Source organism: Corallococcus carmarthensis (genome assembly GCF_003611695.1).
Lineage (GTDB): Bacteria > Myxococcota > Myxococcia > Myxococcales > Myxococcaceae > Corallococcus > Corallococcus carmarthensis.
The window spans coordinates 21,286-44,545 of record NZ_RAWE01000065.1 but is presented as its reverse complement, the minus strand read 5'-3'; the positions used below and the strand labels follow the sequence as shown (position 1 = coordinate 44,545).

18 protein-coding genes and 1 pseudogene are annotated in these 23,260 nt (G+C 67.3%); 15 read left to right on the top strand and 4 right to left on the bottom strand.

All coding sequences use genetic code 11. The annotated features are described in order from the left end of the window. Positions 1-148: 148 nt before the first annotated feature. Positions 149-781, top strand: a complete 633-nt coding sequence (locus D7X32_RS19215; protein ID WP_244239080.1) for a hemerythrin domain-containing protein — start codon at positions 149-151, stop codon at positions 779-781. Between the two features lie 124 nt (positions 782-905). After that, entirely contained in the window at positions 906-1,658 is a 753-nt protein-coding gene (locus D7X32_RS19210) for an SIMPL domain-containing protein (RefSeq protein ID WP_120604012.1), read from the top strand. A 96-nt stretch (positions 1,659-1,754) separates the two neighbouring features. On the opposite strand, the gene D7X32_RS19205 is transcribed toward D7X32_RS19210, so the two are convergent. Continuing rightward, positions 1,755-2,927: a tyrosine-type recombinase/integrase gene (locus tag D7X32_RS19205; protein ID WP_244239079.1), complete on the bottom strand. Its 1,173-nt coding sequence runs from the start codon at positions 2,925-2,927 to the stop codon at positions 1,755-1,757. A gap of 239 nt (positions 2,928-3,166) precedes the next feature. Between D7X32_RS19205 and D7X32_RS19200 the strand changes: the two genes are divergently transcribed. The 7 genes from D7X32_RS19200 to D7X32_RS19170 all read left to right on the top strand — a co-directional run bounded on the left by D7X32_RS19200 (position 3,167) and on the right by D7X32_RS19170 (position 11,558). Beyond that, positions 3,167-4,087, top strand: coding sequence for a DUF2381 family protein (locus tag D7X32_RS19200; RefSeq protein ID WP_244239078.1), 921 nt, complete (start codon positions 3,167-3,169; stop codon positions 4,085-4,087). 9 nt (positions 4,088-4,096) lie between these two features. Continuing rightward, complete coding sequence (locus tag D7X32_RS19195; protein WP_244239077.1) at positions 4,097-5,923, top strand: serine/threonine protein kinase; 1,827 nt, start codon at positions 4,097-4,099, stop codon at positions 5,921-5,923. A gap of 173 nt (positions 5,924-6,096) precedes the next feature. Beyond that, entirely contained in the window at positions 6,097-7,353 is a 1,257-nt protein-coding gene (locus D7X32_RS19190) for a serine/threonine protein kinase (RefSeq protein WP_120604011.1), read from the top strand. A gap of 126 nt (positions 7,354-7,479) precedes the next feature. Continuing rightward, positions 7,480-8,820 (top strand): hypothetical protein, encoded by a 1,341-nt coding sequence (locus D7X32_RS19185; RefSeq protein WP_120604010.1) that lies wholly within the window; start codon positions 7,480-7,482, stop codon positions 8,818-8,820. Next, positions 8,810-10,423, top strand: a complete 1,614-nt coding sequence (locus tag D7X32_RS19180; protein WP_120604009.1) for a restriction endonuclease fold toxin 5 domain-containing protein — start codon at positions 8,810-8,812, stop codon at positions 10,421-10,423. The genes D7X32_RS19185 and D7X32_RS19180 overlap by 11 nt, the downstream gene beginning before the upstream one ends. A 12-nt stretch (positions 10,424-10,435) precedes the next feature. Then, positions 10,436-11,194, top strand: coding sequence for an immunity 52 family protein (locus D7X32_RS19175; RefSeq protein WP_120604017.1), 759 nt, complete (start codon positions 10,436-10,438; stop codon positions 11,192-11,194). 10 nt (positions 11,195-11,204) lie between these two features. Continuing rightward, positions 11,205-11,558, top strand: coding sequence for a DUF2019 domain-containing protein (locus D7X32_RS19170; RefSeq protein WP_120604008.1), 354 nt, complete (start codon positions 11,205-11,207; stop codon positions 11,556-11,558). A 695-nt stretch (positions 11,559-12,253) separates the two neighbouring features. Here D7X32_RS19170 and D7X32_RS19165 read toward each other — a convergent pair. Next, positions 12,254-13,144 (bottom strand): annotated as a pseudogene (locus tag D7X32_RS19165) (tyrosine-type recombinase/integrase); the annotation flags it as partial. Positions 13,145-13,406: 262 nt separating this feature from the next. Here D7X32_RS19165 and D7X32_RS19160 point away from each other — a divergent pair. The 6 genes from D7X32_RS19160 (at position 13,407) to D7X32_RS45990 (ending at position 20,168) form a co-directional block, all read left to right on the top strand. Beyond that, on the top strand, positions 13,407-14,747 hold the full coding sequence (locus D7X32_RS19160) for a hypothetical protein (protein WP_120604006.1): 1,341 nt from the start codon (positions 13,407-13,409) through the stop codon (positions 14,745-14,747). Next, positions 14,737-16,257 (top strand): DUF2380 domain-containing protein, encoded by a 1,521-nt coding sequence (locus D7X32_RS19155; protein ID WP_120604005.1) that lies wholly within the window; start codon positions 14,737-14,739, stop codon positions 16,255-16,257. Before D7X32_RS19160 ends, D7X32_RS19155 begins: the two co-directional genes overlap by 11 nt. Continuing rightward, entirely contained in the window at positions 16,254-16,724 is a 471-nt protein-coding gene (locus tag D7X32_RS19150) for an NUDIX hydrolase (RefSeq protein WP_120604004.1), read from the top strand. The genes D7X32_RS19155 and D7X32_RS19150 overlap by 4 nt, the downstream gene beginning before the upstream one ends. Positions 16,725-16,778: 54 nt before the next feature. After that, a complete protein-coding gene (locus tag D7X32_RS19145; protein ID WP_120604003.1) occupies positions 16,779-17,246 on the top strand; it encodes an NUDIX hydrolase in 468 nt (155 codons plus the stop codon). Positions 17,247-17,783: 537 nt separating this feature from the next. Next, complete coding sequence (locus tag D7X32_RS47555; RefSeq protein WP_120604002.1) at positions 17,784-19,397, top strand: Tox-REase-5 domain-containing protein; 1,614 nt, start codon at positions 17,784-17,786, stop codon at positions 19,395-19,397. A 12-nt stretch (positions 19,398-19,409) separates the two neighbouring features. Further along, the gene (locus D7X32_RS45990) at positions 19,410-20,168 is read left to right on the top strand and encodes an immunity 52 family protein (protein WP_167506490.1); all 759 of its coding nucleotides are present in this window, start codon (positions 19,410-19,412) and stop codon (positions 20,166-20,168) included. A gap of 407 nt (positions 20,169-20,575) precedes the next feature. Here D7X32_RS45990 and D7X32_RS19125 read toward each other — a convergent pair whose 3' ends face one another. Together D7X32_RS19125 and D7X32_RS19120 are read right to left on the bottom strand one after the other, a co-directional pair. Beyond that, complete coding sequence (locus tag D7X32_RS19125; protein ID WP_120604001.1) at positions 20,576-21,187, bottom strand: cysteine hydrolase family protein; 612 nt, start codon at positions 21,185-21,187, stop codon at positions 20,576-20,578. 160 nt (positions 21,188-21,347) lie between these two features. Further along, positions 21,348-23,216, bottom strand: coding sequence for a hybrid sensor histidine kinase/response regulator (locus D7X32_RS19120; protein ID WP_147450191.1), 1,869 nt, complete (start codon positions 23,214-23,216; stop codon positions 21,348-21,350). Positions 23,217-23,260: the final 44 nt, after the last annotated feature.

Here is a 23,260-nt window from a genome sequence, read left to right as displayed (position 1 = left end):
GAGTGAAGGGTGGGCACGGCCGGGAATCCATCCCCACCCTTCACTCCGTGCCGCGCTGCGCCAGGGCCCTTCGGGTCCGAGCGTCTTCGCGATGGGGGAAGCGCGGCCCCCCGCTTCGATGGAAGGGAGACGGCCGATGGATGCCATCATGTTGCTGAAGGCGGACCACAAGACGGTGGAGCAGCTGTTCCGCAAGTTCGAGAAGGCGGGCGACCACGCGCTGGCGCACAAGCGCAAGCTGGTGGACGACATGGTGCGCGAGCTGTCCATCCACGCCGCCATCGAGGAGCAGGTCTTCTACCCGGCCGTGCGTGCGCGTTCGGAGGACCTGTCCCCGGACGTGCTGCGCGCGCTGGAGGAGCACCACGTGGTGAAGTGGGTGCTGTCGGAGCTGGACACGCTCCCGCCGGAGTCCGAGCGCTTCGACGCGAAGGTGCACGTGCTGATGGAGAACGTGCGCGCCCACGTGACGGAGGAGGAGCAGTACCTCTTCCCGGAGGTGAAGAAGGTCTTCAAGCCGCAGGAGTTGAAGCAGGTGGGCGAGGCGCTGGAGCTGGCGAAGAAGGCGGCGCCCACGCACCCGCACCCGGCCTCGCCGGACACGCCGCCGGGCAACCTGCTGACGGGCGCGGTGGCGGCGATGATGGACATGGGCCGGGACGCGCTGCGCGTCGCGCGCCGCAAGGCGGTGACGCAGGTGCACAGGGCCACGCCGCGTCCGCTGAAGAAGCCGCTGGAGTCCATGATGTCGCTGGACCAGACGGGCGAATCGCTCCATTAGGCGAGCGTCCGGCGCTGGACGCCCCAGGCCGGTGAATGTCCACCGGGGCCGGGGCGTCCTTGGGGCGTGAGGGGCTTTCGCGCTAGACGCGCGAAGGTTCACCCCGCCTTGGGAAGGAGGCGCCATGTCCGCTGTTCGCAGGATGTTGACGACGCTGGTGATGCTCGCGGGCTTCACCGCCGCCGCGCAGACGCAGGTTCCGCCGTCCGGTTCACCGCAGCCGAGGCCGCCCGTGGATCCACAGGTGCGCACGCTGCGCGTGGAGGGCACGGGCGAGGTGAAGGCGCAGCCGGACGAAGCCTTCATCGACGTGGCGGTGGAGACGTCCGCTCCGAACGCGAAGGCCGCGGGCGAGGAGAACGCGAAGCGGATGGAGAAGGTGCTCGCGGCGCTGACGGGCGCGGGCATCGCGAAGAGGGACCTGCAGACGCGCAACTACAACGTCTATCCGGAGTACACGCCGTCGCCGCCGCAGGGCGGGGAGCCGAAGCTCAAGGGCTACCGCGTGAGCAACCTGGTCAGCGTCCACGTGACGGACCTGTCCAAGGTGGGGGCCCTGTTGGACAAGGCCCTGGCGGCGGGAGCGAACCGGGTGGACTCCGTGCGCTTCGGCCTGAGCCGCGAGGACGCCGTGCAGGGCGAAGCGCTGCGGCAGGCGGTGGCGCGAGCGAGGAGGTCCGCGGACGTGCTGGCCGCGTCGCTCAACGTGAAGCTGGGCGCGGTGCTGGACGCGAGCACGGTGACGGAGGCCCCGCGCCTGTACCCGGCCACCTTCGCCATGGACATGGCGGAATCGCGAGCCGCGCCCACCACGCCCATCCAGCCGGAGGAGCAGACGGTGCAGGCGAAGGTGACGCTCATCTTCGCCATCCAGTAGCTACTGTCATCTCAAGGCCAGCAATCTCAACGGCTTGCCGGGGTGCTGCGTTGTCGGGGGGCCGTCATGTGCCCCCAATGTGCCCCTCTGGCGCGGTCAGGCCAGAGCGGCGCGATTCTGCGAAGCGGGCGCGTCGAGCTGTTGGACGGCGCGCTCCTTCGTCTCCGGGGAGAGGTGGGCGTAGCGCATCGTCATTTCGATGGTGGCGTGGCCCATCAGCTCCTGGATGACCTTGAGCGGGACACCGCGCATGGCGAGGTGACTGCCGTAGGTGTGGCGCAGGTCGTGCCAACCGATGCGGCCCTGTTCGCGGGTGATGCTCGCCCGAATCAGGCTGCGCTCCAGCGGTCGCCGCATCAGGCCGTCGGTGAGCGGCTGACCATCCTCCTGACAGAACACGTAGGCCCCGCGCAGGTGCCGGTGCTCCTTGAGGGCATCGACCACGGACGCGGGTAGATCCACCCCTCGCTCGCGGCCACCCTTGGGCAAGCCCTCCTGTCCGTTCGTGCGGGTGCGCCGGACCTGGAGCTTGCCGCGCGGCAGGTCCAGGTCACTCCACTGGAGGCCCATCAGCTCGCCCTCGCGGAGGCCCGTCTTGATGGCGACGAGGAGCAGAGCCCTCCATGCGGGTTCGGCGTGGGCGACAAGCCGCTCGGCCTCATCGAAGGTGAGGAAGTCGAAAGCGGGCTTACGCGTCTTGAGGAGCTTCACGCGAGGGACATGGGCGATGACGCCCTGTTCCTGCGCGAGCGTGAGCAGCTTGTGCAGCACCGTGAGGGTGTTGTTGATGTACCTGTGGCTCATGGGCGGTGGCCCGGAGCCCTTGCGCAAGCGGAGGGCTGCCTGCGAGGGGGCTTCCTTCCGCGCTCGTGCGCCCGAGTGCTTCTTGCGCATGGCGGCTTTGAAGTCCTCGATCTCCGCGAGGCCGATGGCATCCAGCGCCATGGCTCCGAAGAACGGCAGGAGGTGATCCGCCAGAATCTGCCGCTTGCTGAGCAGGGTGGAACCCTTGTTGTTGTTCTCACTGTACGTGATGACGCGCGGCTCGAACTCCGCCAGCGTGACGATGCGCTTCTCCGTGGGCTTCTCCTTTCCGAAGGTCCCGGTCAGCAGGGCGTGGCGGACCTGACGCTCGTACTCCTCCGCGCCCCGGCGGGTGTTGATGGGCGATGCCTTGCAGACTCGCTCCACCTTCCCGCTCGGGTGCTGGTACTTCACGTCCACCCACCACGCCTCCTGCACCTTCGGGACCTTGCTCGGCGGTCCCACACGCTCGAAAAATTCTCAGGAAAAACGCAGCCCTTCACGCCACGTCGCGGATATGCGCGGCGTAGCGCGGGTTTTTTCGGCAGAACCGGGCGAACCCCATACCGACAGAGGGATTGGAGGCACCGTCACCCCACCCTTGTGCCCGTGGATCCGTCCCCCGCGCGCGCAGAGCGGAAGCGGAGTTTCCAGGCCTGTGGTTCCTACCGGTTTGGTAGTTTCGCGGGCGGAGGCCGTCCCGCTTGCCCTTCTCCTTCTCCGCGTTGAACCTGCCCCTGGTGCTCGGGGGACTGCTTCTCTTCACGGCGGCCCAGGCTCAGTCGGCATCAGCGGTCCGCGAGCGCAGGGACAGGCGGGTTGTGCTCCCACGTCCTGGTGAGCCCGTCCTGGAGGTTCCAGTCGCGGCGGGCATCCTGACGACCCTCGTTCTCGATTCGGCGCTGGACCGGAACTCCGTGGAGCTGGAAGGCCGCACTCGCTTCAAGCTCGTGGATGTGGGCGAGCGCGCCATCAACCTGGAGCCGGTGATGGAGCTGGGCGCGGGTGAGCATCTGATGCTTCGCGTGCGCTTCGCGGATGGAGCCTTCCCCGAGCATGCGGTCTTCGCTCTCGTGTCTCACCCAGCCGTGGTGGACACCCGCGTGGAAGTATCCCGTCATCCACTGGCCCCCGAGGCGCTTCAGGCGGAGTTGTCCGAGGTGCGCGCCCAGCTTGCGGCGAAGGAAGCCGAGCTTGCCGCACTCCGCGCACGCGGCGATGCGAGCAGCCCTGCGGCTCTCGCTCTGGCGGGGCTTCTCGACGCGGACGGGGTATCGGCCAGGAGGGTTGCTCAGCAGCCCGAGAAGGAGATGCAGTCCTCACTGCGTGTCATGGACGGTTTCAGCTTTCGCGCCACCGCATGGGCAGTGGTGTCCGTGAACGTAATGAACGCTGGGAAGACGCCCTGGACGCCCACGGAAGCACGCCTCACCCATTCAACGGGCGGCGCCCAAGTGCCGGTGCTGAGCGTGCGCATGAAGCAACCCCAGATTGGGCCCGGAGAGGTTGGCACTGTTGTGGTGGAGACTGAGGGAGCTGCCTGGAAGCGGGGGACGTTGTTCCGCTTGGAATTGGTGGATGCCACGGGTGCACGTCCTCTTCTCGTTCCACCTGTTGCGCTGTAGAGGTCGGCCATGTTGACGGTCATCCACCATCCCGCGCAGCTCCCGCCTGGGTACATGATTCATGGCTGGCGCGTCGTGAAGCTACTGGGCGCGGGCACCTACGGCGCTGTGTACCGCGTGGAGATGAACGGCCACCACTTCGCGATGAAGATCGCGATGCACCGGCTGGGGAGCGGCGACGCGGAGCAGGCGGACGCGCGGTTGAAGCGTGAGCTGGGCTGCCTCGTTCACCTGACCCACCCGAACATCGTTGGGGTGCACGGACATGGCCGCTTCCCCGACTTCCGCACCGGGTGGCTCTACGTCGTCTTGGACTTCGTAGATGGGCACACCTTGGCCGAGTGGGTGGAGCGTATGCACCCCACGGCCCAGGAAGTGGTCCAAGTCTTCGAGAAGCTCGCGGGCGCCATGGACTACATGCACGAGCGCGGCGTCTTCCATCGCGACTTGAAGCTCGCCAACATCATGGTGCGCGCCAAGGACGGCGAGCCTGCCATCCTCGACTTCAGCGCAGGCGACTACACGCACGCCGAGGACTTGACGGATGCGCCCCTGCCGCCCGGCACCCGGCGCTATCGCTCGCCCGAGGCATCACGCTTCCTGAAGGAGCATGGAGACGAGCGGGGCGCGAGGTACGAGTTCAAGGTAACGGATGACGTCTACGCGCTGGGCGTCTGCCTCTATGACGTGCTGACGACACCGGAGCCCGCGAGCGGTTCCCCGAAGGCGACCGTGGAGGGACGCTGGGTGCCCAAATCCGCCCGGGAGTTGAACGCGCGGGTGCCAGCGGGACTCAGTGACGTGGCAATGCGCTTCATCGCGCGGAAGCCGGAGGAGCGGCCCCCCACGGCGGAGGTGATGCGGCGCGAGCTGGCGGCACTGGTGGGAGAGGCGGGGCCGGAATGGACCGTGCCCGTCCACGTCCCCTCGTTGAAGCCCCCGACCGCTCCCGCCTCCAACACGGATGAGGAGACGCCCCCCGCGCGCCGCGTGCGGCGGGCCCGGGTGGTGGACGCCGGAGTGGCCCTCCTCGTCGTGGCGGCCGTGGCCGGTGCCTTCATGTGGCTGCGTCCCGCGTCGCATCCTGTTTCCAGTGAGGACGTTGAGCGTCCGACCGCGCCCATTTCGCATGGGGATGGGGCAGTCGCATCCCTCGTTCCAGCGCCCATGTCCCTCCAGGATGCGGGCCCCTCACGTGACGCGGGCGACGTGCTGGCCGCGTCGTCCCCTGGGGTAGCTTTGCCCCCACTCGATTCTGTCCGGAAGGAAAGCTCCGCCGTGAAGCGTGCTCCCATCGTCGCAAGCCCGTCCAAGAAGGACTCCACCTCCAGCTCCAGGGCGGAGTTCCTCGCGAAGTGTGCCGCGGCGAGCGCCGCCGTCGCCTTGCAACTCGGCTGCCCCAGCAGCTCCCAGGTGCGCCCTGAATCAGGGGCGTGCCCCGAGGAAGCGCGCAACGTCATGTTCGAAAAGGACGTAGACGACGGAGGGCTCATTATGTTGCCGGGCCAATCTTCTGTGCAGGTCACCATCGACAGGAGCCAGCCGGGCCTTCCTGGTGATGCAGGGGTGTTCAGGGATGGCCCCGTGACAGGGGTTGTCTTCAATGGCAGGAAGTACCTCCCCACGGGAACGGTGTTCTCCGGCCGGTTGTGGACGGGAGACGGGACGTTCCTGCTGGCCCGCTACACCGAAGCGCACCTCCCGGACGGACGCACGATTCCGGTGTGCTTTGCCATTGGTTTGGACGGCCCCGTGGAGCCTTACAAGAATTCCAAGCCGGGGGCAGTTCGCTACTCTCGCGTCGACGTGGCTTATGCTGTGGACCGCTGGCCCTGAGTCTGGAACGTAAAGACTCGTTGCGTTTCCGTCGCTGCGGGGCCCAGTCCAGGGATAGCAGGGAAATTCGAAATAGATGACCCGTGGCGTCGTTCACGCGTGGAGGCAGCCGGAGGTAGTTTCCCGTCTGCCTTTGCGCGGCTCCCTCGCGCAGGCTTTCAGGAGCCCCCTTCATGTCCAGTGGTGCTGACTCCCGGCTCGCCGGGGGCACGGTCCTCTTTTCCCACGCGGGGACCGCCTACGAGTTCTTCCAGGAGCTGGGCATTGGCCGCAATGGCGAGCGCGTCCTCTTCGCCCGGCCCCGGACGCCCTCCGGCTACAGGGGGAAGGTCCTCGTGAAGTGCGTGCCCCTGCCTGAAGGGGCCGTGCCGGAGAAGTTCCAGCGGGCGCGTGCGCGGCTGGAAGAGGAGGTGCGGCTTGCGCAATTCCTCCAACACCCCAACATCGCCCGCGTCCATGGCCTCTTCGAGATGAAGTTTGGAGAGGCACGAGGCCTGGGCGCCGTCATGGAGTGCGTGGAAGGCTTCAGCCTGGACACCCTCCTCACCATCGCCCAGCTGCGTGGGCGCTACTTCTCCGAGGCCTTCGTCCTCTACGTCGGCGCGGAGGTGGCGGCGGCCCTTGCGCATGCACACACCCGCACGGACGACGCGGGCAACTCGCTGGGCATCGTCAACCGTGACATCAACCCCGGCTGCATCGGCCTGCGCCCCAGCGGGGGCGTGGTTCTGACGGACTTCGGCGTCGCTTGCTCCAGGCTGCAAGGGCGCCTCGCCACAACGCTGCCGCGCCCACCAGGGGAAGTCATCTACGCCTCACCGGAGGCGCTGGTGGGGGCGGTGACGGATGCGAGAAGCGACCTCTTCTCCCTGGGGCTGGTGCTGCTGGAGTTCGCTACGGGGCGACACCTCTACTACCCGGGGAATCTCAAGGTGGAGGACGAGTCTCCTCGGCTCTCGCGGGAGCAGAACCAACGTGTGCTCGCGGCCCTGACCACGACGATGGACATGCACTTGCCGCCCTTCGTGGAGGATGCCGTCCAGCGCGCCATGGTGTTCAGCGGGAAGGACGTGAAGGAGGCCGCGTTCGGGCTGTCCACCTCGCTGCGCTCCGTCTTCCTTCGGTTGCTGTGCCGGGAGCCCTCGTCTCGCTACCCGACAGCGGCAGCGCTGGAGCTGGAGTTGCGCGGGCAGCTCGCGCGGCTGGAGCCGTACAGCGCGGCGTATGCGGTGAAGGAAGTGGAGACAGCCCTCTTTGAAGGCGGCGAGGCCATGGAGGAGCTGAATCTGCTGGAGGACGAGGGTGGCATCGTCCCGGCCTTTCCGTCGCGGAGTCAGGACGCCATCCGCACGGGGCCACACCCGCTGCGCAGCGCGGACGAGACGACGACAGAACCGGGACCGGGCGCCTTGCGTCTGTCACGGCATTAACAGTCGCCGGCTCGACGCAGCCGACCTTCACCCCCGGGTAGCAGCGCGGAGCCTGCGGGAGCCGGGCTGAATGTCAGACGTGTGTCCTTTGCTCTCCTTGGGAGATGTCACTCCCAGGGGGCGAGGATGCGAATGACGCGAAGTGGGGCTGTCTGGCTGTGGCTGCTTTTGCCGCTGGCCGCGTGGGCCGAGGACGCCCCGGAGGTGCCGCCCGTGGAGGAGGAACGGCGCCCACTGGACGAGGCCTGGCGCAACCTGCTGCGCGTGGAGGCGACGACGTGGTCCTTCCTTCCGCGCGCGGGGAGGGGCGCGGACGAGGGCTTCCTTCAGGTGGAGCCGACCCTCATTCTCGACGGAGGCGAGGACTTCGGCCTCAACCTGGGCACGCCCGTGCGGTTGCGCCTCTGGGGAGGTGGCGGGGCCGCGGGCTTCGTGCGGAGGGAAGACTGGGACAGCCTCTCTGATTGGGGCCAACTCGTGCGCGGCCTCAAGCTGGGCTCGGATGCGGCGCCCGTCGGCGTGTGGCTCGGCGCCCTGGAGGATTACAGCCTGCTGTCGGCGCATCTGGTGCGCCGCTACTCCAACCGGACGAACCCGGACTACCACCCGGCGGGAGGCTTCCTTACGGGCACCGTGGGGCCGCTCTACACGGAAGCCTTCGCCTCGGATGTGTTGGGCGCGCGGTTGATGGGGGCGGAGGTCGTGCTGGACATGGGGCGCGTTCTCTTTGGCGCAGCTCAATCGCCGGGGCGTTACTCGCTCGCTGTGTCCGCCGTGCACGACTGGGGAGGGGCCGGAGGCCGCGCGCCGTCCGTGACGCTGGCGCACCTGGACGGAACGGCGGTGGTGCTGAGGCGTCCGGGCCTGGAAGCGCACCTGCTGGCGGGCTGGGGAGGACGCCCGGGCGTTGGAGGTGCCTGGGGCGCGGTGCTGGGCATGGGGGTGGATGCGGTGGCCTCCGCGTGGGATGTGTCGTTGCGCCTGGAGGCACGCAGGCAGCACGGCGGCTTCCGGCAAGGCTTCTTCGGCCCGGACTACGAGCTGGCGCGATTCCAGGCAGTGGGCCCGGAGGGCGTGCCGCTGGCGTCCGCTCCCCTTCCGGACGGGTACTCGCTTCAGGCCGAGGCTCGCGTCGGCTGGGATGCCGTGGGCTATCGAGGCCAGCAACGGCACCTGATGCTGTCGCTGAGCGCGGAGGCCTTCTCCTGGGGCCGCCTGGATGTGGACGGGCGCGTGGCGATGCAGCTCCTGGAGCGCAGCCTGGAAGTGGCGGTGAAGGGGCTGGGCGTGGGCTTGGGCCAACCTGGGGCGCGCTACCTGGGCGCGGCGGAAGCACGCTGGCGAGTCATGGCGGGGAAGCTCTACGCGGTGGCCACGGGCGGCACGCTGCTGTTCCCAGAAGGTGACGGGACGCTGCGGCCGGGGGCTTTCGCGTCGGTGGGCCTGGGGGTGGACAATGCGCGCTGACGTCCTGCTCACGTGCGTGGCCCTCCTCTTCACCGGATGCGTGTCAGTGCCGCACACGCCCGGAAGGACGCTGAGCTACACGGCCCACACGGCCACGGATTCCCCTGGGACGTGGGAATCAAACGACGGGGCGCCGCGTGCATCCGCTCCGGCGCCGAGTAGCACGCACCGAGAGGAAGCGCCGCCGCTGTACCGCCGCAAGGCCGTGCGCGAAGTGATGACGGGGGCAAGCCCCGTTCGCACGGTGGCCATGGCGGACGTCACCAGACCTGACGATTTGGAGTCGGATGTCTGGGAGCGGTTGCTGACGAACGCGGGCCTGGAGGCGAGGGATGAGCGCCCTCTGGGAGGGGGGCTGACGCCCGCACAAGCCGCACGTCTGCTGGATGTGCTGGTGGGCAAACCCGTCACGTTGAACGCCTTCCCGCCTCGCATGGCAGCGGGCTTCATCCTGCGCGAAGTGATGGAGGGAGGCGAAGTCACGCGACAGGAGCTGTTGCGGCGGGTCGAGCGCTTCTCTCGGGAGCAGGTCGCGGTGTTGCGACCGGACGGCTATCTGGCGTGGGCCCTCACTGGGCGCACGCAGCAGAAGGTGGCGACGGTCGAATGGCAGGACGGCGCCTTCCGAGCGCATGGCTTCGAGCTGGGCCGCTTCTACAGCGGCAAGGGCGGTGTCTTCCGCGCCATGGACGCGAAGCTCCAAGCCTCGGATTGGCGGCCCATGGCCGAGGTCTACGACGACGCGGACGTCATCAGCCGCACCCTGGATGGAGCGGAAGACGCGTTCGTGGAGCTGTACCACGCGCTGGGCCAGTTGCTGACGCGCCCCGTGGACAGCATCGCGGGGCTAAGCAACCTGCCAGCGGGCTTGGCGGCGCTCATCGTGGCTTCACCCATGTACTGGGACCGCTTCCAGTCCATGACCCGTGGCGAGCAGATCCGCGAGGTGTCGCGGCTGACGACGGGCCTGCTCATTACCGGGGGCGCGGCTTCGGCCACGACACGGACGCTGAAAGGGATATCGCTGGGAGCGGAGGTTTCGGTGCCGGTGCTCTCGCTGTCGGCGGAGGGCGCGCTGGCGTTGGAGCATGTCGCGGTGCCAGCAGGGCGCGCGGCGGCGGCACTCAGCGGCGGCCCTGGGGCGGCCATCATCCTCCAGCGGGCGAACGCGGCCTCGAAGGGCGGAGCGCCTTCCCAGGGGCCTGGACAGTGGGGACCGGCGAAGGAGTCCATGAAGCCGCGCTCTCGGCGCTATCAGGAGCAGATCACGGGACACTCCGCCGATGATGCCTACTGGGTCGGCGGCACGAGCACGAAGGCGGGTGGCGTGAAGTTCGACGGCTTCAAGGACGGCGTGCTGCTGGAGGCCAAGGGACCCGGCTACGCGAAGTTCTTTGATGGCCTTGAGCCCAAGGAGTGGTTCCGGAACTCCGGAGCACGGATGCTCGTTGAGCAAGCAGAGCGCCAGAGCAGAAAAGTTCGTGGCATGGGTATTCCCGTCCGGTGGCACGTCGCGGAGAAGGCGGCTGCCGATGCCTTCCGCGAACTCTTCAAGAACGCGCGTGTTGTGGGGGTCGAAATCGTCCACACCCCAGCTTTCTGAGTGGATAACCTCATGCTTGTGAATCTCGACTCAGAGACCTATCCCGATACCTACTTTGCAGGTGCCTACTGGGGGCCGCGCAAAGAGTCTCCCGAGGAGTGCGCCCGTCGCACAGCGGGCTTCCTCAACTTCTTGGCGGAGTGCGACCCGTTCCTGGCCCACTGGTACAAGCCCGCCAAGTCGCGCAAGGATGCTCGCAAGCATCCACTCATGCCGCCCGACATGCCTATGCTCGCTGAGATGTTCCGGCGAGGCGTCAACCGGGAGAAAGGGGGGCCCGTCTTTGAGGACCTGGGCTTTAGCTTCTGGTTCGACAACGGCGGAGCCAGTCGTGATTGCGTGGCCCTGCGCATCCACTGCGGCGGATATGCGGAAGCAGTTTCTAACTCCTGTTTCTTGTCGCTCCCCAGTCAGGGATCGAACGCGGAGCGTATTTTCACGGCCTCCGTGCTGATGGACGTGACGCGCAGCATGGCACTTGCCTGGGAACCCGACTGGGCTGCGGCCATGTCCCGCACGCATCGAGACCTGGACGACAAGGACGGCAAGGCCGAGGTGTGGCTTGGCTGGGTGACGTACCTTTCCAGTCACCTGGGCAAGGTGCCGCCATTGCCCGCCCCTGTGCGTATCGAGCCCGTGGAGGACAGGGGCTCGTTGATCATCCTGACTCCAGAGCGATTCACCGTGGCCAACCCCGAGCACATCGCGCTGGCGCGGCGGGTGCGCGAACTGCTGGCCCGGGCAGGGCTTATGCGGTCTGCGACGTCCTGAGAGGAGTCAGGTGACGGGCCTCGAAAGTCTGGTTGAGAAGTTTGCCCAGAACACCGCAGCGCAGACGGACTGCATCCTCCAGGGGGACGCAAGAGCGGGTAACAAGCACGCCGAAAAGGCACTTGCTGCGTATATGTCGTTGCGAGAGCGGGGCGATGTGGGCCGCAACGCGTTGGCGGCACTTTTTTCGCACGCCCGTATGGATGTTAGGGTCACTGCTGCTGCGTTCCTGCTTCGGCATAAGACCGTCGAAGCCACAGCGATTCTGGAGGACGCAGCAAGGGGCCAGGGTCTGGCGGCCCTGGGGGCTCAGCAAGCCTTGCGGAATTGGCAGAATGGTTCGTGGGCTCTCGACCTTGCCTGATGAGGCTGCGGCGAGCGCGAATGATGCCGGGTGGAGATGAGCCGACGTCTGAGGTCGCTGGTCTGATTGCCGTGGGCGCATAGAACGGAACGGCTGGTTGCTTCCAGGGCGGCCAGCAGAGTCATCCTGCTGGCCGGTGCTTTGGCGCCGTCTTGCCGCCAACCCAGGCATTCATACGATTCGCGCTATGACGACACCTGCTGAAGCTCCTTGTGACCGCTGTGGAAAGAAGATGTCTCCAACTGAGTTCCGACGCGTTACGGCCCAATGGAGTGTTGGGACAACGTCCTATGATGTCAGCGCTGTCGTGTGTGGTAATTGCGCGAAGGAGATAGCGCCAAAGGATAAACTCTGGGCGTGGATTGATCAGCGGTTCCCGAGCAGTTAACAGCCACAGGGCAGTGATGCGTTTGCGTTGGTCGCAGTGGGCTGTGCGAGTTGATTGGTTGATCGCATGTGCCCCCAGTGTGCCCCTCCAGCGTGGATTGAAGGGGCACACCAGGGAACTCCCCGGAACAGCACGGGATGGCGTCCCGAGCGAAACCAATGCGACAGGTGGGTAACCGCGCGTCCTGCGTGAGGTTTCCTGTCGCACTGGCGAAGGTGACGCTCATCTTTGCGATCCAGTAGCTACGGCTGTCACAAGGCCAGCAACCTCCACTGTCATGTGCCCCCAATGTGCCCCTCTGGCGCGGTCAGCCCAGAGCGGCGCGATTCTGAGAAGCGGGCGCGTCGAGTTGTTGGACGGCGCGTTCCTTCGTTTCCGGGGAGAGGTGGGCGTAGCGCATCGTCATTTCGATGGTGGCGTGGCCCATCAGCTCCTGGATGACCTTGAGCGGGACACCGCGCATGGCGAGGTGGCTGCCGTAGGTGTGGCGCAGGTCGTGCCAGCCGATACGGCCCTGTTCACGGGTGATGCTCGCCCGAATCAGGCTGCGCTCCAGCGGTCGCCGCATCAGGCCGTCGGTGAGCGGCTGACCGTCCTCCTGACAGAACACGTAGGCCCCGCGCAGGTGCCGGTGTTCCTTGAGGGCATCGACCACGGACGCGGGCAGGTCCACCCCTCGCTCGCGGCCACCCTTGGGCAAGCCCTCCTGTCCGTTCGTGCGGGTGCGCCGGACCTGGAGTTTGCCGCGCGGCAGGTCCAGGTCGCTCCACTGGAGCCCCATCAGCTCGCCCTCGCGGAGGCCCGTCTTGATGGCGACGAGGAGCAGCGTCCTCCATTCGGGTTCGGCGTGGGAGACAAGCCGCTCGGCCTCTTCGAAGGTGAGGAAGTCGAATGCGGGCTTCCGCGTCTTGAGGAGCTTCACGCGAGGGACATGGGCGATGATGCCTTGTTCCTGCGCGAGCATGAGCAGCTTGTGCAGCACCGTGAGGGTGTTGTTGATGTACCGGGCGCTCATGGGTGGTGGCCCGGAGCCCTTGCGCAAGCGCAGGGCTGCCCGCGAGGGGGCTTCCTTCCGTGCACGTGCGCCGGAGTGCTTCTTACGCATGGCGGCCTTGAAGTCCTCGACCTCCGCGAGGCCGATGGCATCCAGCGCCATGCCTCCGAAGAACGGCAGGAGGTGATCCGCCAGAATCTGCTGGAGGACGAGGGGGCATCGTCCCGGCCTTTCCGTCGCTGAGTCAGGACGCCATCCGCACGGAGCCCTGGCCTCTGCGCAGCGCGGACGAGACGACGACAGAGCCGGGACCGGGCGCTTTGCGCCTGTCACGGCATGAACAGTCGCCGGCTCGACGCAGCCCACCTTCTCCCCTGTGTAGCAGCGCCGGGCGTGCGGGTGCCGGACTGAATGTCAGACGTGTGTCCTTTGCTCTCCTCGGAGGAGTCACTTCCTGGGGGCGTGGATGCGGACGATGCGAAGAGGGGCCGTCTGGCTGTGGCTGCCGTTGCCGGTCGCCGCGTGGGCCGAGGACGTCCCGGAGGCGCCGCCCGTGGAGGAGGAACGGCGCCCACTGGACGAGGCCTGGCGCATCCTGCTGCGCGTGGAGGCGACGACGCTGGCCTTCCTGCCGCACGCGGGCTTCGGCGCGGACGAGGGCTTCCTCCAGGTGGAGCCGACCCTCATTCTTGACGGAGGCGCGGAGTTTGGCCTCAACCTGGGCACGCCCCGGCGGCTGCGCCTGTGGGGAGGTGGCGGGGCCGCGGGCTTCGTGCGGAGGGAGGACTGGGACAGCCTCTCGGACTTCGGGCAGGTGGTGCGCGGCCTCAAGCTGGGCTCGAACGACGCGCCCGTGGGCGTCTGGTTTGGCGCGCTGGAGTCCTACAGCCTGCTGTCCGCGCACCTCGTGCGGCGCTACTCCAACCGAAGCAATCCCGACTACCACCCGGCGGGAGGCTTCCTCACGGGCACGCTAGGGCCTCTCTATACGCAGGCGTTCGCCTCGGACGTGCTGGGCGCGCGCCTCATGGGGGCGGAAGTTGCGCTGGACCTGGAGCACGTCCTCTTCGGCAAGCCCCGCGCGCAGGGCCGCTACACGCTGGCACTGTCGGCGGTGCATGACTGGGGGGAGGCCGGAGGTCACGCGTCTCCGGTGACGCTGGCGCACCTGGACGCAACCGCCGTGGTGGTGGTGCGGCCGGGCTTCGAGGCCCATCTGCTTGCCGGTTGGGGAGGACGGCCCGGTGCGGGCGGCGCATGGGGGGCGGTGGTAGGAGCGGGCGTGGATGCGGTGACACCCACTCTGGACATGCGGCTGCGGCTGGAGGTGCGCAGGCAGCATGGTGGCTTCCGACAGGGATACTTCGGCCCGGACTATGAGCTGGCGCGCTTCAAAGCGGCGGGGCCAGAAGGCGTGGCGCTGGCGGAGGCGCCCTTCCCGGACGGGTACTCGACCTATGGCGAGGCGGAGGTGGGCTGGGACGCGGTCCGCTACGGCGGCCTCTCCAAGCATCTGAAGCTGTCGCTGGGGGTGGAGGCCTTCAGCTGGGGCCGCTTCGACGTGGACGGTCGCGTGGCGGTGCAGTTCTTCGCGCGCAGCCTCGAAGTGGCGTTGAAGGGGCTCGGAGTGGGCATGGGACAGCCTGGAGCGCGTTACCTGGGCGCGGCGGAAGCGCGTTGGCGATTGCTGGGCGGGAAGCTCTACGCGATGGGGACGGGCGGCACGCTGCTCTTCCTCACGCCGGAGGGGACGCTGCGGCCGGGGGCTTTCGCCTCGGTGGGCCTGGGGGTGGACAATGCGCGCTGATGCCCTGGTACTGGCCATGGTGCTGCTGGCCACGGGATGCGCCTCTGTGCCGCAAGCGCCTGGGCGGGGCCGAAGCTTGAGCTACGCACCGCGCGAAGCCTCCTCGGCCACCTGGGTGGAACCCCCGAGCGATGAGTCCCCGCACGCCCAGAACTTCCCCCCGCGCGCTCTTGCTGGACCCGAGCAACGGCTCCTGCGCCGCCAGCAGCCGCGTGACGACGTAACCGCCGTGGGAGACAGCACTATCGGGGGCGGGGGCCGGAGCAATGCATTGACGCGGCAGGCAGTCCTCGACGCGACGAAAGACGTGAAGGGCTCCCTGACCCGTGTCGAGGCCGCGTTCAGCAAGCTGGCGGCCCGTCCTTCGGACCTCTGGGGCTGGAGCCTGACCGGCGTCTTCACGCGCTACCTCGACCAGGGCTCCAAGCAGGTGATGTGGCTTCATGGTGCGCTTGGGAGCGTCACCGCGTTGACGGAAGCGGCCTCGGAAGTTGGCGACACGGACATGGAGCTGGGCCTGCTACGCATGACAGGGCCGAAGCTCCAGGCAGCTCAGTTCGGGACGCTCCTCTTGGCCACCTGGGTGGACTTCCTGCACCTCGCGGACGCCGTGCTCCGTCACTGCCCCATGTGCAGCGCCGAGAAACTCTTCGTGGACCTTCATCGCGTGCAGGGGTTGATGGAGCCCACGCTGGCGGACCTCGCCTCACTGGACCCGGAACGGGTGGAGGCCGCGACGACCGCGATGCCGGAACTGATGGGAAAGTTGACGCGTGAATTCGACACGCTTCAACGGGAGACCCGCGAGACCCTGAAGCTTGGCGGGCAGGTCATCGCGGCGATGCAGGCGGTGGAGATGGTCACGATGATCTCCACGATGAAGATGGCCCTGCCACGCGTGCCGCCCTCGGCCCCTGCGGCGCTCGGCGTGGGACTGGCAATGAGTTCAGGCGGCGTCATGGTGGGCTCGCGGCTGGTGGTCTCCGCCGAGTGGGTGGAGATGATGCGAAGGCTCGTGCAGGCGGGCGTCATCTCCGTGCCTGCCGTCGGCGCGGCCGTCCTCATTCAGGGCGGACAGGTCACGATGGCCCAGGCGCACCAGGACTTGCCCAAGGGCGTGCGCGAAGCGCTGGGGGACAGCCCGGAGGTGCGCGGCATGCAGGTGACAGGCAGGGCGGGGGCGGGCATGTCAGAGGCGCCCAAGCACCATGTGCTGCCGCAAGAGCACCGCGAATGGTTCGAGCGGCGCGGCTTCAAGGGTGACATGGACATCGATCAGTTCTGCGTCCGGATGGAGCAGGCCCACCACGAGGCGATTCACGGCGGAGGGGACTGGCGACTGGGGCGCACTTGGCCCGGCGAGTGGAACCGGATGATCATGGAAGCCCTGCAACAAGCCGAACGCAGGACTGGTGAGATGTTGACGCGAAACGAGATCCTCAAGATCGTTGCAGGACGCATGAGGCGCTACGGTATCCAGATGAACTTCACTTCAGGGAGCGGCCGATGACTGCTGGTCGTTCCTGGCAAGGAAACTGGAAGGCTCGCCTCTATGCGCGGGTTCGCGAGCGGGGTTTCGATTCGTTGACCGCCTTCGCTGAGTCACGCCCTGCCGTTCCGCTGGATCAGTTGGCCGAGGAGCTTGGCAAGGACGACATCGTGGGGATTCAAGTGATGAGCGGGCTGCTTGCTGAAGCAGAGCGGCGCAGGCAGGTCACTCGCTTTGTTCGCGATGTGCTCGTGCGTCAGTTGGCTGAGAGCATCCCTGACGGTTGGCCGGTCAAAATGGATCGTGAGTCGAGATTCGCGGTCGCAGCGGCCCTTGGCTGCTGGTACGCCGACACTCCCGAAACGCATAAGGAGCGCGTCGAACAAGCCGGTGATGCGCTTTTCGCCAATCCGCCGCCCGCTGGCTGGCGTCCGCTTGGACCTGACGACGAACTTCTCCGCACGCTCTTGCCGGACGAAGAAGCCTGAGCGGAAGCGGCGACCGGCCGATCCAACAAGTGCCGTTTACCTGGGGTGTCGCCGATGAGTAGTGGAGAGGCTTGGCAGGGCAACATCAAGGCGCGCCTGTACGAACGGGTCCGTGAGCGAGGCTACGACTCACTGACTGTCTTTGCCGATGCGCGCCCTGCCGTGCCGCTGTACGCCCTGGCCGACGAGTTGGGCAACGACGTTGCTGCGGTACAGGTGTTGAGCGGCTTGCTGTACGAAGCGGAGCAGCGCAAGCGGGTCACGCGCTTCGTTCGCGATGTGCTCGTGCGCGAGTTGGCGGAGAGGTTCCCGAATGGCTGGCCGGACGTGCTGGACGATGCAACCCGTGGAGAGGTCGCGATGGGGCTCGGGTCGTGGTTCGCCTACACCCCAGTAACCCACAGGGCGCGGGTTGATCGGGCAGGGGATGCGCTTCTCGCCAACCCTCCCCCCGCTGGCTGGCGCCCGCTCGGTCCCGATGACGAGGTTCTCCGGACGCTCCTTCCCGATGACGAAGCCTGAACGGAGCTGGTAGCTCCCAAGTCAGGATTGGATTTGCCATGTGCCCCCAGTGTGCCCCTCCAGCGTGGATTGAAGGGGCACACCGGGGAACTCCCCGGGACAGCACGGGATGACGTCCCGAGCGAAACCAGGGCGACAGGTGGGTAACCGCGCGTCCTGCGTGAGGTTTCCTGTCGCACTGGCGAAGGTGACGCTCATCTTCGCCATCCAGTAGGCGTGGGCGTCACGGCGCCGCTGCTCTCGCTCGCAGCGGCTTGCCGCTCCTGGATGAACCCTGATTCTCGCCTCCGTGCATGACATGCCCTCAATGGCATGCACCCTCCCGGTCACGCTGAGTTGTCGGACCCGGCGGCTATGACCGGGTCCTGCACGCCGCACCGGAGTGCAACCAGGAGGCGCGAGCGATGGGCAGCCGCTGGTGGCCAGGGCTCCTTTCCATGCGAGGAGCGGCCACGGCTTCGCTCGACTCTGAAGCCCCGGCCCCCAGCCCCAGGACGCCGGCTCGCTCTTTCGCCTCGGTGGGCCTGGGTGCGGACAATGCGCGCTGACATCCTGCTCGGGTGCGTGGCCCTCCTCTTCGCTGGCTGCGCCTCGGTGCCGCCCGGGCCCGGAAGGACGCTGAGCTACACGCCCCGCGCGGCCACGGACTCCCCTGGAGTGCGAGCGTCGAACGATGAGGAGTCGCGTGCATCCGCCTCGGTGCCGGGTGACACGCGACTTGAGGGAGCGCAGCCGTTGTACCGCCGCAAGGCCGTGCGTGAAGTGGTGACGGGGGCGAGCCCCATCCGTGTGGCGGCCATGGCGAGCGACACTCGCTCCGACGACGCGCAATCGGACGCCTGGGAGCAGTTGTTGACGAACGCCGGGCTGGAGGCGCGGGACGAGCGCCCTCTGGGAGGGGGGCTGACGCCCGCACAAGCCGCGCGTCTGCTGGATGTGCTGGTGGGCAAGCCCGTCACGTTGAGCGCCTTCCCGCCTCGCATGGCTGTGGGCTTCATCCTGCGCGAGGTGATGGACGGAGGCGAAGTCACACGGCAGGAGCTGTCGCGGCGGGTGGAGCGCTTCGCCCGGGAGCAGGTGGTGGTGCTGCGACCCGACGGCTATCTGGCGTGGGCCCTCACCGGGCGCACGCAGCAGAAGGTGGCACCCGTCGAGTGGAAGGACGGCGCCTTCCGAGCGCATGGCTTCGAGCTGGGCCGCTTCTACAGCGGCAAGGGCGGCGTCTTCCGCGCCGTGGACGCGCGGCTCCAGGCCTTGGATTGGCGGCCCATGGCCGAGGTGTACGACGACGCGGACGTCATCAGCCGCACCCTGGATGGAGCGGAAGATGCGTTCGTGGAGCTGTACCACGCGCTGGGCCAGTTGCTGACGCGTCCCGTGGACAGCCTCGCGGGACTGAGCCACCTGCCAGCGGGCGTGGCGGCGCTCATCGCGTCCTCGCCCATGTACTGGGAGCGCTTCCAGTCCATGACCCGTGGCGAGCAGATCCGCGAGGTGTCGCGGCTGACGACGGGCCTGCTCATCACTGGGGGCGCGGCGTCGGCCACGACACGGACGCTGAAAGGGATGTCGCTGGGCGCGGAGGTCTCGGTGCCGGTGCTCTCGCTGTCGGCGGAGGGCGCGCTGGCGTTGGAGCGCGTCGCGGCGCCAGCAGGGCGCGCGGCGGCGGCACTCAGCGGTGGCCCTGGGGCGGCCATCATCCTCCAGAGGGCGAACACGGCCCCGAAGGGCGCAGCGCCTTCCCAGGGGCCTGGACAGTGGGGACCAGCGAAGGAGTCCATGAAGCCGCCCGCTCGGCGCTATCAGGAGCAGATCACGGGACACTCCGCCGATGATGCCTACTGGGTCGGCGGCATGAGCACGCAGGCCGGCGGCGTGAAGTTCGACGGCTTCAAGGACGGCGTGCTGCTGGAGGCCAAGGGATCCGGTTACGCGAAGTTCTTCGAGGGGCTGGAGCCCAAGGAGTGGTTCCGGAACTCCGGAGCACAGGGGCTCATTGACCAGGCCCAGCGACAGAGCGACAAGGTTCGGGGTATGGGCATTCCCATCGAGTGGCACGTCTCGGAGAAGCATGCCGCGAATGCCATCCGGAAGCTGCTTGAGGACGCGGAAGTCAAAGGAATCAAGGTCATCCACACCCCGGCGCTCTGAGGAGAGAACATCGTGACCGGTAAGTCCGAGCCTGAGACCTACCCTGAAACCTACAATGCTGGCGCCTACTGGGGCTCGCGTAAGGAGTCACCCGAGGAGTGTGCGCGGCGAACGGCAACCTTCCTCAACCTCCTGGCTTCGTGCGACCCCCTTCTGGCCCAATGGTACAAGCCAGCCAAGTCACGCAAGGACGCGCGCAATGTGCCCCTCATGCCGCCTGATGTGCCCACCTTGACCGAACTGTTCCGGCGAGGCGTTAACCGCGAGAAGGGGGGGCCGGCCATCGAGCAACTGGGCTTTCGCTTCTCCTTCGACAACGGTGGGAGCGGTGCTGATTACGTGAGCCTGCGCATCAATGGCGGCATGTATTCAGAAGCCGTTTCCAACCACTGCGTACTCTCTCTGCCATCGAAAGGGCCGAATGCGGGCCGGTTGCTCACGACGTCAGTGCTGACGGACGTTGTGCGCAGCATGGGGTCTTCTTGGGAGGCGGATTGGGCGTTAGCAGGCTCCAGCGCCTACAGAATGCAGTACCGGGAGCCCGACTCGGCCCCCTTTTCCTTGGGCTGGATCACGTACCTCTCACGCCGCATCGGCACGGTGCCGCCGCTTCCAGCTCCGGTGCGCATCGAGCCGGTGGGGGACAAGGGCACGTTGATCATCTTGACCCCTGAACGATTCACGGTCACCAATCCTGAGCACATCGCTCTGGCGCGGCGTGTGCGCGAACTGCTGGCCCTAGCGGGACTCATACGGTCTGCGGCGTCCTGAGAGGAGTCTGGTGATGGGCCTCGAAAGTCTGGTTGAGGAGTTCTCCCAGAACATCGCGGCACAGACCGCTCGACCTTGCTTGATGAGGCTGCGAGGGCACGGACGATGCCGGGTGGAGATGAGTCGGCGTCTGATCTGGCCCTGGATCGAACAGAAGTTTCACAGCCCGTCGATGGGCATGTAGACGCTCAAGGATGTGGCTTGATTGGCATGGGCTGCGGTGCTGATTTGGCGCCGCCATGTGCCCCCAGTGTGCCCCTCCAGCGTGGATTGAAGGGGCACACCAGGAAACGTCCCGGAACAGCACGGGATGGCGCTCAGAGCGAAACCAGGGCGACAGGTGGGTAACCGCGCGTCCTGCGTGAGGTTTCCTGTCGCACTGATGAAGGTGACGCTCATCTTTCACGTCAGCGGACGCTCAAGTTCACGATGGCGTTGGTGCCCATGACGGCGCCAAAGGTGTCGGCGATGGTGACCAGCGCGGACTTGTGCAGCACATCATGGGGAATGGTGCCGCCGCCGGGCGCATCGATGTCCCGGGTGGCCGAGGCGTCGTCCGCCACGATGACGTTGTAGCCGAGGGGGACCGCATCCCGTGCCGCGCCGGACACGCAGGCGTGAGTCATCAGTCCGGAGATGATCAGCGTCTTGATTCTGGAGAGTTGCAGCTCGTGATGGAGCTCCGTGCCCTGGAACACGCTGATGTGGTTCTTCTTGACGACCTTGTGGTGAGCGGCCGGCTGGATGTCCTGGTGGCAGAAGGTTGTCGGGCTGTCGTGGGCGAAGACAGGCGCGCCGGACGGGCTCACGTGCCACACGTGGAAGACCGGCAGCTTGTGCCGATCCGCGAAGGCGATGAGCCGCTTGGCGTTGCTCAGTGCGCGCATCCCATCCGGAATGGGCAGCTTCCCGCTGAAGTATTCTTCCTGGAAGTCGATCACCAGCAGTGCGGTGTTGAAGGGGTCAAGCGAGTCCGGGGCGGATGCGCCAAGGATTGTGCGGATCGTGGGGTTCGACACTCTGTTCTCCGGGCGAAGGCAGGTCGAGGATGGACGGCCGCGCGAGTCTACTCATCCCCAGTCACCAAGCGCTCCGGTTGTCCTGGATTCCGTGTTGTTGCTCCGGGGCCTGGGTCCGCAGCGCGGCTTCACGGGAGACATGGACATCGACCCGTTCCGCCTATCGCGGCAGGGTCACGGTGAAGGTGGTGCCTTCTCCGGCCGCGGACCTCACGTCGATGTGTCCCTGGTGCGCGTCGACGATCGACTTCACGATGAAGAGGCCCAGCCCCACGCTGCGGCTCGCGAGGTCCACCGGGTGGGTGCCCCGCTGGAGGGGTTGGAAGAGGTCCGGAAGGCGCTCGGGTGCGATGGGGGCGCCTTCGTTGTGGACCCGCAGCGTCACCTGGGTGCTGTCGCCGTGGGTCGCCACCTGGATGGGTGACCCGGGCTGGCCGTACTTCACCGCGTTCGTCACCAGGTTCTGAAGCACCTGGGAGAGCCGGTCCGCGTCCCACGCGCCCTGCCCATCGCCGCTCGCCACCACCTCCACGCGGGCGGCGGGGTGGGCCTCTTCCACTTCCTCCACGGCGGTGCGGCTGAGCGCATGGAGGTCCATGGGGCCGCGCCCGATGCGGATGCCGCCGCCCAGGCGGGCCTGCGTGAAGTCGAGGAGCTCCTTCACCAGCCGCACCGCGCGCGAAGCCGACGCGTGGATGCGGTCCACGGTCCTGCTGACGTTGGGCACCAGGACCTCCTGGCGCTTCAGCCGTTCCGTCCCCAGGAGGATGGCGGACAGGGGGTTGCGCAGGTCGTGGCTCACGATGCCGATGAGCTGCTGTTCGAACTCCGCCTGCTGCTGGAGCCTTCGCGCGTGCAGCTCACGCTCCTGCTCCAGCTTCCTTCGCGCCGTGATGTCCTGGAGGAGCGCGACATAGCCCGCCACGGGCTGCCCCGGCTCCCGGTGCGCGATGAAGGACACCTTCACGTCCCGCTTGCCCCCCAGACGATAGGGCACGTCATGCTGCTCGAAGGTGAAGCTCTCCCCCGCCAGCCCCCGCTTCACGAAGGGGCCCAGCATGGAATAGGCGGCCTCCCCGATGACGTCCCGGACCTGCTGGCCCCGGAGGAGGTCCTGCGAAATCCCGAACCAGTCTTCGTATGCCTTGTTGACGCGGCCGTAACGCTCGTCCGCGCTGACGAACGACACGAGGGCCGGGATCGCGTCGAGCAGCGTGGCCTGCTCCGCCTCACTGGTGCGCAGCTGCTCCGTCAGGGCTTCGTTGCGCAGACGCACCTGGGTCTGCTCGGTGACGTCGCGGAAGATGAGCACGGCGCCGGAGATGACCTGCGGCCCCGTGCGAATCGGCGCGGCGCTGTCCTCGATGGGGACTTCGGTCCCGTCCCTGCGGATGAGCAGCGTCGGCCTCGCGAGCCCCTGGACCGTCCCCACCGCGAGCGCCCGCTCCACGGGGCTCGAGACGGGCTCTCGCGTGACGGCGTCGATGATGCGGACGACCTCCGCCACGGGCCGCTGCTGGGCATCCAGCGTGCTCCATCCGGTGATGCGCTCGGCCACGGGGTTGAGGAAGACGACGCGTCCGGCGCGGTCCGTGGTGATGACGGCGTCGCCAATGCTGGAGAGCGTCGTGGCCAGGTACGCTTCGCGTTCCCTCAGCCGCTCGCCCTGGGCACGGACGCGCAGGAGGCTGTCCACCCGGGCGAGCAGCTCCGCGTCGTGGAAGGGCTTGGCGACGTAGTCGTTGGCTCCCGCCTGCAACCCTTCCGTGAAGTCATCGTGGGTTCCCCGGGAGGACAGCATCAGGATCGGCAGGGCGACGTTGTCGTGGTGCTCGCGCACGTAGGTGCACGTTTCCAACCCGGAGATGCCCGGCAACTGCCAGTCCAGCAGGAGCACGTCAGGAGGTTGCCCCAGGGACAGCCGCTCCAGCATCTGCTCGGCGTCGCTGAAGGTCTCGACCGTGTGGTGCTTCGAAAGCAGTTCGCGGGCCCGCGCCAGTTGCGTGGGGCTGTCATCAACCAGCCACACGCGCGGTGCAGGTGCGGCAGCCTTCGGGTCTGGGCGGGAGACTG

What these genes read in the sequence shown, in the direction of transcription:
- D7X32_RS19215 (WP_244239080.1), top strand. Translation starts at nt 149, where the DNA reads ATGTTGCTGAAGGCGGACCACAAGACGGTGGAGCAGCTGTTCCGCAAG.
- D7X32_RS19210 (WP_120604012.1), top strand. Translation starts at nt 906, where the DNA reads ATGTCCGCTGTTCGCAGGATGTTGACGACGCTGGTGATGCTCGCGGGC.
- D7X32_RS19195 (WP_244239077.1), top strand. Translation starts at nt 4,097, where the DNA reads ATGTTGACGGTCATCCACCATCCCGCGCAGCTCCCGCCTGGGTACATG.
- D7X32_RS19190 (WP_120604011.1), top strand. Translation starts at nt 6,097, where the DNA reads ATGTCCAGTGGTGCTGACTCCCGGCTCGCCGGGGGCACGGTCCTCTTT.
- D7X32_RS19185 (WP_120604010.1), top strand. Translation starts at nt 7,480, where the DNA reads ATGCGAATGACGCGAAGTGGGGCTGTCTGGCTGTGGCTGCTTTTGCCG.
- D7X32_RS19180 (WP_120604009.1), top strand. Translation starts at nt 8,810, where the DNA reads ATGCGCGCTGACGTCCTGCTCACGTGCGTGGCCCTCCTCTTCACCGGA.
- D7X32_RS19175 (WP_120604017.1), top strand. Translation starts at nt 10,436, where the DNA reads ATGCTTGTGAATCTCGACTCAGAGACCTATCCCGATACCTACTTTGCA.
- D7X32_RS19160 (WP_120604006.1), top strand. Translation starts at nt 13,407, where the DNA reads ATGCGGACGATGCGAAGAGGGGCCGTCTGGCTGTGGCTGCCGTTGCCG.
- D7X32_RS19155 (WP_120604005.1), top strand. Translation starts at nt 14,737, where the DNA reads ATGCGCGCTGATGCCCTGGTACTGGCCATGGTGCTGCTGGCCACGGGA.
- D7X32_RS19150 (WP_120604004.1), top strand. Translation starts at nt 16,254, where the DNA reads ATGACTGCTGGTCGTTCCTGGCAAGGAAACTGGAAGGCTCGCCTCTAT.
- D7X32_RS19145 (WP_120604003.1), top strand. Translation starts at nt 16,779, where the DNA reads ATGAGTAGTGGAGAGGCTTGGCAGGGCAACATCAAGGCGCGCCTGTAC.
- D7X32_RS47555 (WP_120604002.1), top strand. Translation starts at nt 17,784, where the DNA reads ATGCGCGCTGACATCCTGCTCGGGTGCGTGGCCCTCCTCTTCGCTGGC.